Origin of the sequence: Shewanella mangrovisoli, from assembly GCF_019457635.1 — a bacterium.
Taxonomy (GTDB): domain Bacteria; phylum Pseudomonadota; class Gammaproteobacteria; order Enterobacterales; family Shewanellaceae; genus Shewanella; species Shewanella mangrovisoli.
Window position 1 is genome coordinate 2,437,303 of record NZ_CP080412.1, and the last position, 12,978, is coordinate 2,450,280.

The window sequence follows — 12,978 nt, forward strand, 5'->3', positions numbered from 1 at the left end:
TTTTGACTGAGCTTTTATACTAAGGTTCCGTTAACGCAGGTGTTGGCAAACGAGCCCAAACGCGGCTTCGCAGCACCGCTTAACAACAGGACAGGATTTTATGGGTATTCAGGAAGGAACCCTCATGCAGCATCAAATCTTAAATCAATACAGACACGTGGTCGCCATTGGCGGTGGTCACGGATTAGGCCGCGTGCTTTCATCGCTAGATTTTTTGGGAAGTCGTCTCACAGGCATTGTTGCAACTACAGATAATGGTGGTTCTACGGGCAGATTACGGGCCGAGCAGGACTGTATTGCGTGGGGCGATCTGCGTAATTGTCTGTCTCAACTTGCCCATCGCCCATCGGTGAGCTCGCAATTATTTGAGTATCGCTTTCAGGGCGAAACCGAACTTAGCGGCCATAATCTGGGCAATTTGATGTTGCTCGCCCTCGATAAGCTTTGTGTTAGACCCCTCGAAGCCGTCAATCTTATTCGGCATATGCTTAAGATTGAAACCAATATCATCCCTATGTCAGAGCAACCAACGCATCTAGTGGCATTGCAAGCCTCTGGTTGTAAGGTATTTGGTGAGGTTAATGTCGATAAGATGAATGAGGCGCCCATTGCCCTATGCCTCGAGCCACAGGTCGATGCGACCGCCGAAGCCTGTGAAGCCATCAGCCGCGCGGATCTAATCATCCTAGGCCCTGGGAGCTTCCTGACCAGTATTATGCCACCGCTATTATTGCCCTGCTTTGCCAAAGCCTTAGCGATGAGCACTGCGCCTGTGGTTTTTATCGATAATCTGAATGAAGAAACTTCGCCAGCAGGTCAGTTTAGTATTGAGCAGCGAATTGCTTGGTGCCATCAAGTGATTGGTAAGCCTGTGATCACTAAGGTGCTGCGCCACTCTGAACAAGTACGCCTTGGGACTTTAATGAATTACTTTCCGTTAAGGAATCGCCACAATCCGCAATTACACGATCAGGCTGGGCTGCGTGATGCGCTCAGTGCAGTATTGAGAATTAAGTCGGATTTACCGCTAGAGACCTTGGCATCATAACGACGGATTAATGGCAAACATAAGCGTCTCTCAACATCCACAATGTAAAAAGGACAGCCTAAGCTGTCCTTTTTAATAAGCCCTCTTCTTATATTAGAAGCTAATTTAGAGGGCTAAATTAGAGTCCTAAATTAAAGAACCTTAGCAATCGCTTTACAGATCACAGGCATATTGGTTTTGGTCATACCCGCTACACTAATGCGGCCCGAACCAACGATATAAATACCAAACTCGTCTTTCAAGCGTGCAACCTGCGCTTTATTTAAGCCAGAGAAGCTAAACATACCGTTTTGGCGGGAAATAAAGCTAAAGTCTTGAGTCACGCCTTCATCCTTTAAGCTTTGGACGAACAGAGTACGCATCTCGGCGATACGTTCACGCATTTCGGTCAACTCTTGTACCCAAAGTGCTTTTAATGCCGCATCGCTTAAAATGGTGCTAACGATCAACGCGCCGTGTGCGGGTGGGTTTGAGTAATTGGCGCGAATAGTACGTTTCACTTGGCTAAAGGCACGCACCGCTTCATCGGCATTTTGTGCCACTACAGTCACAGCGCCGATACGCTCGTTGTAGAGACCAAAGTTTTTAGAGAAAGAGTTAGCCACTAACAACTCAGGTACTTTTGCAGCCACTAAACGCAGGCCTGCGGCATCTTCTTCAATCCCAGCACCAAAACCTTGATAAGCAAAGTCAAACAATGGCACTAACTGCTTTTCTGCACACAGATTGGCAACCAATTCCCATTGGGCTAAGGTCAAATCAATACCCGTTGGGTTATGGCAGCAGCCGTGCAGTAGAACAATGTCACCTGCCTGTGCATTGGCGAGATCTGTCATCATGCCGTCGAAATCGATATCGTGGGCAGCGGCGTTGTAGTAACCGTATTCTTTAACCGTTAAACCCGCAGTTTCGAAAATATTCTGATGGTTCGCCCAAGTTGGGTTACTTACCCACACAGCGCGCGATGGCGTGTTACGCAGTAAAAACTCGGCGGCAATACGTAGTGCACCAGTACCACCTGGCGCCTGAGCGGTCGCTGCACGGCCTGACGTCACAAGCTCACTACCCTCGCCAAATAATAGCTCTTGCACTACGCGGTTATAGGTTTGTACCCCTTCAATACCTAAATAGTTCTTGGTCTTCTCTTGCTCAAGCAATAGGGCTTCTGCTTTCTTCACTGACTGTAATACTGGAGTCTGCCCTGCTTCATCCTTATAAATGCCAACACCGAGGTTCACTTTATCTTGGCGTGGATCGGCCTTGAAGGTATCGGTTAAACCAAGGATGGGATCAGCGGGTGCGAGTACTACCTGAGAGAAAATCATGACTACTTATCCTAAATGTTCACGTGTAGGGGGAAATTCGGCTTATTTATACCACTGTCTTAAGAGGGGGAATAGCGCCTATTGCCGCATCTTAAGGAAATAGTTTGCGTATTATGGATTGATTAAAATAAATAACAACTAAATGAGAGATCAATTGTCTTGAAGCTGAAATTTTTGATAATTGTGATTTTTAAGAGGCAGATCACTATTCGTTTCAGGATTAATTTGTAGGGGTTGTAACTGGATTTGTGGCAATAAAAAAGGCCTAACATCTGTTAGGCCTTCTCTATGTTATGGTACCCGAGGCCAGACTTGAACTGGCACGCTGTTACCAGCGAGGGATTTTAAATCCCTTGTGTCTACCGATTCCACCACTCGGGCAAACTCTTTATATTAACGACGGGAATCGTGTCATTAATACCTTAATCTATGGAGGCGCGACCCGGAGTCGAACCGAGATCGACGGATTTGCAATCCGCAGCATAGCCATTCTGCCATCGCGCCATTTTTCCAAACTCGTAAAGAGTTGGAGCGACATATCGGGTTCGAACCGATGACCTATACCTTGGCAAGGTATCGCTCTACCAACTGAGCTAATGTCGCATCGATGTCACAGCTTAATGAGTCATTAAGCTTAGGAGTTACGTTGCTACGCTTTCCCCTGACTGCGGATTGGCATTCTACCGATTTAACCTTCAGAGTCAATCAACAAATTTGAAATATTGCGCTTAGCAGCACTGTTTGCCCAATATTCAGCCACAGAGATAAAAACTTGCCGATGGAATAATCAATTTGATGATTTTCTTTGCAACGACAAAGGATGAAGTGATTTTATCCCGCCGTAACAAAGCGCATCATTCCATAAAAAAAGCGCCCTACTGGGCGCTTTTTATTGGACGTTTTTATGTGCGTAGCGATTATGCCGGCAGAGACAGAGTCGTCAGACCTAACATGGTCTGCATGACACCGACTACTTGGCAGCTGTAACCAAACTCGTTGTCATACCATACGTACAGAATGGCACGTTTACCTTCGGCGATGGTCGCTTGCGAATCAACTACACCGGCATAGCGAGAACCCACTAAATCGCTTGATACGATTTCAGTTGAGTCTGTGTAATCGATTTGGTTTTGCAATGGTGATTGCAGCGCCGTGTCTTTCAGGTATTCGTTTAATTCGTCTTTGTTGGTCTCAGCATTGAGGTTCATGCTGATGATCGCCATAGACACGTTTGGTGTTGGCACGCGAATCGCGTTACCTGTCAGTTTACCTGCTAATACTGGCAGAGCTTTAGCAACGGCTTTAGCTGCACCCGTTTCAGTGATCACCATGTTTAATGGTGCACTGCGACCACGACGGTCAGCACTGTGGTAGTTGTCGATCAGGTTTTGATCGTTCGTGTATGAGTGAATCGTCTCAACGTGACCATTCTCGATACCGTACTTGTCGTTTACCGCTTTCAGTACAGGTGTGATGGCGTTAGTGGTACAGCTCGCCGCAGACACAATGATGTCTTCCGCAGTGATGTCGCCTTCGTTCACGCCGTAAACGATGTTCTTGATGGCGCCTTTTGCTGGTGCTGTCAGTAACACTTTGCTTGCACCTGGGCTCTTCAAATGTAAACCAAGGCCAGCTTCATCTTTCCAAATACCCGTGTTGTCTACCACTAAGGCATCTGTAATACCGTATTTGGTGTAATCCACTTCATCAGGCGAATTTGCGTAAATCACTTGGATATAGGTGCCGTTCGCGATGATGGCGTTGTTCTCTTCATCCACTTCAACTGAACCGTTGAATGGACCATGAACTGAGTCGCGACGCAATAAGCTAGCGCGTTTTTCTAAATCGCCCTTCTTACCACCACGTAATACGATAGCGCGCAGTCTTAACTTGTTGCTGCGGCCAGTACGTTCGATCAGTAAGCGCGCTAATAAGCGACCGATACGACCAAAACCATACAACACTACATCACGCGGTGCGATATCATCAGCATGGTCAATCGCCGCCGCTAATTCGCGTGCCATATAGCTTTCGATTTCGTTGGTATCGGTATGTTCAGCCCAGTATTTAACGGCAAGTTTACCAATATCCACTTTACATTGTTTAACAGCGAGTCTGCTTAAGGCTTGAACAAATGGGAAACTCTCGCGTAAACGTAATTTCTCGCCGACATGACGACGAACTAAACGGTGCGCTTTAATAATCTCAATAGTAGAAGCATTGAGTAATGGCTTACCATAAACCACAACTTCGACGCCTTGGTTACGGTACAACTTGCCCAGCAAAGGTTGCATTGCCTCTGCCATTTCAAAACGTTCTTGCCAACTTTGTAGGTGTTTATCAGCGCTCATTTACAGATCCTTTATCTCACTTTTCAATAAAATATATTGAAAGGTTTGAGTAACATGACGAAAAGACCAATAATCTTATGTAGGTTTTAGGGGAAACCCTGTGTTTTGGTCGGCGCCATTGTAATGAAAACTGACCCAGCTTGCCAGTAAGATATTTTCTGTAAATCTGTAATTTTATTAGAGAAAATTGCATTTTGGAGCGTATTTTGAGACAAAATCTAGTAATAATTACATCATTTACCCTCGCGATAAGCCTTTTCGGTTGTGATAATGGCCGAAATATCGAAACGATTTGTAAAAATAATCCTGAAATTTGTGCCGATTTGCATAAGGATGGCTGGTGTTTAACTGAGAAAACGAAGCTGATCCAGAACCGATTCGACCTATTAGACAACAAAAATCCTACGGGTAAGCAACTTTACCAACAGTTAACTTACCTTGAGGATTACAGCCGTTGTATTGAATTAGCCTCTGGGGTGCAACATATCATCCATACGAATCGCACGGCTGACCGCGCAAGAGCCTTTCGCTTGAGCACACAAAACCTCAGTCGCCTACAGGATGAAACCCGTGAGCGCCAAGATCCCTTTATGTCTTATTATCAATGGACACGTTTTGGCGATACCAGTGCGCTAAACCGGTTATTGGCACAAGAAAATGCTGGCGAAGTCACTGAGCCATTTCTGTTGGCGCAGATAGCCACCTACTACAGCAACCGTAATGCCATCAAAGCGCAACAACTCTATCTTAAAGTGTTCGCAGAGATCCAATACGCTGACTTTGACCCCAATTGGTTGCTTGGGCTTGCCTCTGCCTATCGCCAAACCCAAGCGCTTGAAAAAACTTATATGCTGACAAAGGCCAATTTACTACTTACGCAGCAGAAGTATTCTGAAGATAAGATGCTAGCCTTAATCGGTGGCGACAAAACGCTGGCGGCCAAATTAGATGAATACGCCCAAAACTTAATCGATGCGTTAGAAGATGGTATCTATTCAACGAGCCCTGTTGCGCTTTGGCTCGCGCCTCAACCCACCGAGGCGTCACCGCCTGCGGCAGCAACTGTCGAGCCAGAGAAGCCTAATTCGCCTTAACTTGCGTTTTGAGGAATGTCGGCAAAATGTTTGCCATCTTGTAATTTTTTATCCAAATGCCGAGCTAAAAATGGTGTTTTCGCGACCGATGTAAAAAAAACACCTAATTTGTTAACCGAATCCCGGCAAAATTGCCGAATTCACTTGACGATAGCTGTCAGTTTGGTAATTTTACTACCAGTTGAATTTTATAATCACCAGAGGGATATGAGATGACTATCCGTGTAGCAATAAATGGTTATGGCCGTATCGGTAGAAACGTATTACGCGCCCTGTATGAAAGCGAAAAAGCTTACCCAATCAAAATTGTTGCCATCAACGATTTAGGCGACGCTTCAATCAACGCTCACCTGACAAAATACGATTCTGTGCATGGTCGTTTCAATGCCAAAGTTGAGCATGATGCGGAAGCAATTTATGTCAACGGCGACAAGATCCTCACCTTCCAAGAGCGCGATCCAGGTAAATTACCTTGGGGCGACTTACAAGTTGACGTCGTGTTCGAATGTACAGGTATCTTCACTTCTAAAGAATCTGTACAGCCACATTTAGCTGCGGGCGCGAAAAAAGTCATTATCTCTGCACCAGGCAAAAACGTTGATGCAACCGTCGTTTACGGTGTTAACAACAATGTGCTGACCGCGGATATGACAGTTATCTCTAACGCATCATGTACCACTAACTGTTTAGCGCCTTTCGCTAAGCCGTTAAACGATGAGATTGGTATCGAATCGGGTCTGATGACTACTATCCACGCGTACACCAACGATCAACGTTTATCTGACGTATACCACACAGATTTACGCCGTGCGCGCGCAGCTGCACTGTCTATGATCCCAACTAAAACGGGCGCTGCTGCGGCAGTAGGTTTAGTTGTGCCTGAATTACAAGGTAAATTCGATGGTTTAGCAGTACGTGTACCGACTGTTAACGTGTCTTTAGTGGATTTATCTTTCATTGCTGCACGTGATACCACTGTTGAAGAAGTTAACGCCATTATCGAACGTGCCGCTGCTGTTGCGCCACTGAGCGAAGTGTTAGCGGTTAACAAAGAGCCACTGGTGTCTATCGACTTTAACCACAATGCGTTTTCATCTAACTTCGATGCGACTCAAACCCGCGTAAACGGCCGTTTAGTCAAAGTGATGGCATGGTACGATAACGAATGGGGCTTCAGTAACCGTATGTTGGACAACGCAGTTGCGCTGATGAACGCGAAGTAATCATTCTTCTTTATCAAAAAGCCCCGCTCTTGCGGGGCTTTTTTATGTCGATGTAACGGCTTATCAACGCACTGTCGTTACCAATGCTAGTATTTCGCCGCTAACAACTGACTGTGGCGATACATTAATTGATAATACCGCAGGCCACACGCGCACCGCCGCCACCTAAAGGCGCGGGGTGATCAGAATGGTTATCGCCACCGGCATGGATCATGATCGCATGACCTTTAAGATCACTCATTTTTAAACGCGGTGCCAGCACGGCCTGGCTAGCAGCACCGTCTGCATCGACAAACAATGGTGGCAGATCGCCTAAATGCCCTTCTCCCCATGGCGTACCGTGGGCTTTCGTGGCGGCAGGATCATAGTGTCCACCTGCCGCACCAGCAGGGACGATTTTTCCGTCCTTTTCCTTTGGATCACAGCTGCCGTTCTCATGTAGATGGAAACCATGTAATCCCGGCATTAAGCCTTTGAGTGATGGCGTAAATACCACTCCATACTGCGATTCTGAAACAGTCACTTGACCGACACTTTCACCCACGCCCTTTTCGTTAACAAGATTCATTGGCACACTCACGTCTGCAAATGCGCTGGCAGCAGACATTGAAGCAAGCAGTAACACGATGTTTTTCATACCCTTCTCCATGGTTATCTTATACAAAATTGCATGAACACAGCGCAATGAGTGAACTCACCTACGCTTTGCTATATCAAATTTAGGTCAACAACACCGATCCGGTAAGTAAAAAAGCGTGTATTTCTTTAAATTGAAGCATATATGCATCTATGAAGAATGGCTTCTAAAGCTAGCACACCTTACTAAGCACATACTTAGCAGCATTAGTGTTTATCATTTTGCGCTGATACAAAAATCCCCGCCAGTGGCAGGGATTTCATTTTTCGTGAGTTTTGTGGACGCTTGGTTAAGCGTTGCCTTTCACTTTCATATTCAGTGTCTTAGCGAAATCGAGCATACGGGTCAGCGGGATTAAGGCTTTCACGCGTAAATCTTCATCGACAAAGATCTCATGGGTCGTTTTGTCGCTGTCACTTAATGACGCTTCAATCGCCTTTAAGCCGTTCATCGCCATCCAAGGACAGTGGGCACAGCTCTTACAGGTGGCACCGTTACCACCGGTAGGCGCTTCAATCAGTGTTTTACCCGGCGCCGCTTGTTGCATTTTGTAGAAAATACCGCGGTCGGTCGCCACAATAAAACGCTCGTTAGCCATGGTTTGTGCAGCTTTAATCAACTGGCTGGTGGAGCCGACAGCATCGGCCATCGCCACCACACTCGCGGGTGACTCTGGGTGCACTAAAATCGCCGCATCGGGGTAAACCCGCTTTAAATCACGCAGCGCATTGGCCTTAAATTCATCATGAACGATACAGTCGCCCTGCCACATCAACATCTCGGCGCCGGTTTGTTTGGCAATATAACTGCCTAAATGACGGTCTGGGCCCCAAATGATTTTTTTACCTTCACTGTCTAAGTGTTCAACGATTTCAAGGGCAATACTCGAGGTGACCACCCAATCGGCACGGGCTTTTACCGCCGCCGAGGTGTTGGCGTAAACGACCACGGTATGATCAGGATGCGCATCACAGAAGGCGCTGAATTTATCGATGGGGCAACCTAAGTCCAATGAACAGGTCGCCTCAAGAGTCGGCATCAGAATGGTTTTTTCTGGGCTTAAGATTTTGGCGGTTTCGCCCATAAATTTCACCCCGGCGACGATTAACGTCTTGGCGGGATGATCGCGGCCAAAGCGCGCCATTTCGAGTGAGTCGGAAACACAACCGCCAGTCTCTTCGGCCAGCGCTTGAATTTCAGGGTCGGTATAATAATGGGCAACCAATACCGCATCTTTTTCAATCAGCAGCTGCTTGATACGTGCCTTGTAGTCCGCCTTTTCGGCATCGGACAGAGGAATTGGCTTAGGCGGAAACGGATAATCAATAGTTTCGATTGTTGGGGCAAATGGGCTGGGGCTCATAACAAATCCATCAGGATAACAACGTTCGCGAATTATACGTAATTGGGATCAAAAGATTAACCCATTTGTGGCCTACGAATAAAAAAGGACGCTAAATTGCGTCCTTTTTTGCTGGATTGGCTGTAAGTATTGGCTGACAGCCGATTAGCGCATGGCTAATAGCATATCCTGCGGTTGCTCAAGATATTGTTTCCATAGATTACAGAAACGGGCAATAGTGCCACCATCGATTACACGGTGATCGCCAGACCAACTCACTTGCATGATCTGACGCGCTTCCACTTCACCTTTCGCATTAAAGCGAGGCAAGGTTTGTAACTTACCTAATGCGACAATTGCGACTTCCGGTTTATTGATAATCGGCGTTGCGACTGTGCCACCTAAGGCGCCAATATTTGAAATCGAAATTGTGCCTTCTTTAAGATCCGCCGGCGCCACACGGCCGCTACGCGCAGCATTGGTTAAGCGGGTAATCTCGGCAGCGACCTCAAGGATGCTCTTATCTTGCACATCCTTGACGTTTGGTACCAGTAATCCCACCTTAGAGTCGACCGCCATACCGATGTTATGACGCGCCTTGTAGGTGATTTCCGTACAATCAGCATTCACTTGGCTGTTAAGCACTGGGAACTGCGTTAAGGCTAACGACATGGCCTTCATAAAGAATGGCATCATGGTCAGCTTAACTTCGTCGGAAGAGTACTTGGCCTTCATGCTTTCACGCAGTGCGACTAAATCTGTTAAATCAAACTCTTCGCAATAGGTGAAGTGTGGAATGGTTGATACCGATTCCACCATCATTTTCGCCATCACGGCTTTCACGCCACGGATAGGCTCAACAATATCACCCCGAGCAGCGCTTGCCACTGCGGTAGAAACAGCTGATTGAGCAACAGTTGGCGCTACCGCCACTGGTGCAACGGCAGGCACAGCTCCGCCTTGCGCTTGGAAGCGAGTAATGTCCTCCTTATACACACGGCCATGTTTGCCACTCCCAGGTACGCGACTTAAATCGATATCTAAGGCTCGCGCCATACGGCGCACAGCTGGGCTGGCTAAGGCTTTACCTTGGCGAGCAGGCTCCGAGGACACCGCCGCGCAAGCTGCTGGTGCAGCGGTATTCACAGCGGCGGCGCTGGCTTCTTGTACATGACTGACTGGTGCACTAACACCACCTTCAACCTCAATCGCAAATAATGGCGCATGGACTTTAGCTAACTGGCCCTTACGGTAGTGCAGTTTGACAATCTTACCCGCTTTGATGGCGGGAATTTGCACTAGGGCTTTATCTGTCATCACATCGGCGATGGGTTGGTCTTCAACCACAGTATCGCCTTCTTGTACTAACCATTCGACCAGTTCGCACTCAACAATCCCTTCACCAATATCGGGCAGCAGGAACTCTTCCACGCTAGTAGCAGACGCGCTGGCTTGGCTTGCAGATGTTTGTATCGCTGCGTGTGTTTCAGGTTGAGACGCAGCAACAGGCGCGGCTTCGTCAGCCTCAATCTGCACGGCATAAAGCGGTGCATGCACCTTAGCGATATCGCCTTTGGCGTAATACAGCTTGGTCACAACTCCTGCAAAAGGCGCCGGAATTTGCACTAAGGCTTTGTCTGTCATCACATCAGCGATGGGCTGATCTTCAGCAATGGTATCGCCCTCTTGCACCAACCACTCGACGAGTTCGCACTCGACAACGCCTTCACCAATGTCCGGCAAAATAAAATCTTTAATCATACCGGACTCCTAGAAGTTCACTGATGCCTTAATGGCTTCAAAGGTCTTGAGCGCATCGGGCATATATTCTTTTTCGTGGACCAGTGGATATGGGGTATCTAGACCACATACACGGCTGATGGGGGATTCTAAATACAAGAAACACTCTTGCTGAATCGTCGCGGCGATTTCACCCGCAAAACCACCCGTCAATGGCGCTTCGTGGTTGATGAGTAAGCGGCCTGTCTTCTTCACAGAATCGGCAACTGTATCTACATCCCATGGCGCGAGTGTACGTAAATCGATAATTTCGCAGGAAATCCCCTCTTTTGCCGCCATGTCGGCCGCTTTTTCGATGATTTCCATCTGTGCGCCCCAGGCCACTAAGGTGATATCTTTCCCTTCACGCACCACTTCGGCTTTACCCAGCTCGATTTCATAATCGCCCGCAGGAACTTCACCCACAGAAGCACGGTATAAACGCTTTGGCTCGAAGAACACCACAGGGTTTTTATCGCGAATAGAAGCTAATAATAAGCCCTTGGCCTGTTCGGGATTACGTGGCACAACCACTTTTAAGCCTGGCGTTTGAGTAAAATAAGCTTCTGGCGATTGTGAATGGTAATGGCCGCCCGCAATACCGCCACCATAGGGTGTACGGAACACTAAGCTTCCCACGTTAAATTCATTGCCACTGCGGTAACGGAATTTAGCCGACTCGTTCACTATCTGATCGAACGCCGGAAAGATGTAATCGGCGAACTGGATTTCCGCTACGGCAGTCATACCATTAGAGGCTAAACCGTTGGCAAAACCCGCGATACCTTGTTCAGTCAGCGGCGTGTTAAAGCAGCGGCTGCGACCAAACTTTTCCTGTAAACCTGAGGTTGCGCGAAACACACCGCCAAAGTGGCCAACGTCTTCACCAAATACCACCATGCGCTCATCAGATTGCATGGCGATTGACAAGGCCTCATTGACGGCCTGTAACATATTCATTTCTGCCACGGCTTATAGCCTCCCTGCACTTTTGGGATAGGATTGCGGATATTTCTTGATGTGCTCTTTAAGCTCACTCAGCTGCTTTTTCAGCGCTGGTGTTGGCTTGTCGTACACGTCTTCAATGATCTCATCCAGCATAGGGATAGGTAATTTTTCAGCGACTTTAACGGCGGCTAACACTTCTTCACGGTACTTCTCGTAACGCTGGGCATCATCGGCCTCGGCCAACCAGCCTTTGTTGATTAACCACAACTTGAAGCGTTTGACCGGATCATGTTGTTGCCATTTCGCCTCTTCTTCTTTTGAGCGATAGCCAGAAGGATCGTCAGAAGATGAGTGGGCGCCCAAACGATAAGTCATGGCCTCAATCAACACGGGGGCATTATGCTCAATCGCATAGGCACGCGCCTGCTGCGTCGCCGCTAACACCGCCAGCATATCGTTACCATCGACACGAATGGTGTGCATACCGTAACCCACACCGCGGCTAGCAATACCGTTACCGGCAAACTGCTCTTCGGTTGGAGTGGAAATCGCATAACCATTGTTACGGCAGAAGAAAATCACGGGGCATTTTAACACCGCCGCCATATTCAAGCCGGCGTGGAAGTCACCTTCAGACGCAGCGCCTTCACCGAAATAACAGACGGCAACATTACGTTTGCCCTGCATTTTCAAGCTATAACCCACACCTGTCGCTTGCGGGATTTGCGTGGCCAATGGTGATGAAATGGTTTGGTAGTTTAACGCCGCACAGCCGTAGTGAATTGGCATTTGGCGACCTTTACCTAAGTCCTTCTCATTGCTGAACATTTGGTTCATAAACTGCTCAGTGGTAAAACCACGGTAACGCAGCGCCGCATGTTCGCGATATTGCGCGAGGATCACGTCCTCAGAATCAAGCGCCGCGACACTGCCGACGATCGCCGCTTCTTCACCCGTACAGGTCATATAGAAGCTGATCCGTCCCTGACGCTGCGCGCCTAACATACGTTCGTCGAGTACCCGCGTGAATACGCAAGTATCGTAAATTTTGGTGGCTAAGGCTTCATCTATTACAGGCAAAACCGCGGTTTCATAGGTAGTGCCGTCTGCTTGTAGAATTCGAAGGATAGGAATGTGAAGCGATGCCTTATCCAAGAAGCCGACACGGTGCACTGTATCAGTGTTGAGTGTTGCTTTGCTCATATTGTGCTCTTGTTATCTCGTTACGCCA

At 47.7% G+C, this 12,978-nt stretch carries 10 protein-coding genes and 3 tRNA genes; 3 read left to right on the forward strand and 10 right to left on the reverse strand.

Going from position 1 to position 12,978, the window contains the following annotated elements:
- Positions 1–124: 124 nt before the first annotated feature.
- Positions 125–1,048: a YvcK family protein gene (locus K0H60_RS10650; RefSeq protein WP_220055693.1), complete on the forward strand. Its 924-nt coding sequence runs from the start codon at positions 125–127 to the stop codon at positions 1,046–1,048.
- A 131-nt stretch (positions 1,049–1,179) separates the two neighbouring features.
- Here the strand turns inward: K0H60_RS10650 and K0H60_RS10655 are convergent, their stop codons facing one another.
- The 5 genes from K0H60_RS10655 to K0H60_RS10675 all read right to left on the reverse strand — a co-directional run bounded on the left by K0H60_RS10655 (position 1,180) and on the right by K0H60_RS10675 (position 4,724).
- A complete protein-coding gene (locus K0H60_RS10655; RefSeq protein ID WP_220055694.1) occupies positions 1,180–2,373 on the reverse strand; it encodes an amino acid aminotransferase in 1,194 nt (397 codons plus the stop codon).
- A 294-nt stretch (positions 2,374–2,667) separates the two neighbouring features.
- Positions 2,668–2,754: transfer RNA gene (locus K0H60_RS10660), tRNA-Leu, on the reverse strand.
- A 49-nt stretch (positions 2,755–2,803) separates the two neighbouring features.
- Positions 2,804–2,877: transfer RNA gene (locus K0H60_RS10665), tRNA-Cys, on the reverse strand.
- A gap of 23 nt (positions 2,878–2,900) precedes the next feature.
- A tRNA-Gly gene (locus K0H60_RS10670) sits at positions 2,901–2,976 on the reverse strand.
- A gap of 314 nt (positions 2,977–3,290) precedes the next feature.
- On the reverse strand, positions 3,291–4,724 hold the full coding sequence (locus K0H60_RS10675) for a glyceraldehyde-3-phosphate dehydrogenase (RefSeq protein ID WP_011622785.1): 1,434 nt from the start codon (positions 4,722–4,724) through the stop codon (positions 3,291–3,293).
- Between the two features lie 206 nt (positions 4,725–4,930).
- On the opposite strand from K0H60_RS10675, the gene K0H60_RS10680 reads away from it, so the two are divergent.
- On the forward strand, positions 4,931–5,818 hold the full coding sequence (locus K0H60_RS10680; RefSeq protein ID WP_220055695.1) for a DUF2989 domain-containing protein: 888 nt from the start codon (positions 4,931–4,933) through the stop codon (positions 5,816–5,818).
- A gap of 212 nt (positions 5,819–6,030) precedes the next feature.
- A complete protein-coding gene (gap, locus tag K0H60_RS10685) occupies positions 6,031–7,041 on the forward strand; it encodes a type I glyceraldehyde-3-phosphate dehydrogenase (protein WP_011622787.1) in 1,011 nt (336 codons plus the stop codon).
- Positions 7,042–7,165: 124 nt separating this feature from the next.
- Here gap and sodC read toward each other — a convergent pair whose 3' ends face one another.
- The 5 genes from sodC to K0H60_RS10710 all read right to left on the reverse strand — a co-directional run bounded on the left by sodC (position 7,166) and on the right by K0H60_RS10710 (position 12,950).
- Positions 7,166–7,678, reverse strand: a complete 513-nt coding sequence (gene sodC, locus K0H60_RS10690) for a superoxide dismutase family protein (RefSeq protein ID WP_088212356.1) — start codon at positions 7,676–7,678, stop codon at positions 7,166–7,168.
- A 289-nt stretch (positions 7,679–7,967) separates the two neighbouring features.
- Positions 7,968–9,041: a quinolinate synthase NadA gene (nadA, locus tag K0H60_RS10695; RefSeq protein ID WP_011622789.1), complete on the reverse strand. Its 1,074-nt coding sequence runs from the start codon at positions 9,039–9,041 to the stop codon at positions 7,968–7,970.
- Positions 9,042–9,185: 144 nt separating this feature from the next.
- Positions 9,186–10,781 carry a dihydrolipoyllysine-residue acetyltransferase gene (locus K0H60_RS10700; protein WP_220055696.1) on the reverse strand — a complete coding sequence of 532 codons (1,596 nt, stop codon included), beginning with the start codon at positions 10,779–10,781 and terminating at the stop codon, positions 9,186–9,188.
- A 9-nt stretch (positions 10,782–10,790) separates the two neighbouring features.
- A complete protein-coding gene (locus K0H60_RS10705; protein ID WP_011622791.1) occupies positions 10,791–11,768 on the reverse strand; it encodes an alpha-ketoacid dehydrogenase subunit beta in 978 nt (325 codons plus the stop codon).
- A 3-nt stretch (positions 11,769–11,771) separates the two neighbouring features.
- The gene (locus tag K0H60_RS10710; RefSeq protein WP_220055697.1) at positions 11,772–12,950 is read right to left on the reverse strand and encodes a thiamine pyrophosphate-dependent dehydrogenase E1 component subunit alpha; all 1,179 of its coding nucleotides are present in this window, start codon (positions 12,948–12,950) and stop codon (positions 11,772–11,774) included.
- Between the last annotated feature and the right edge of the window lie 28 nt (positions 12,951–12,978).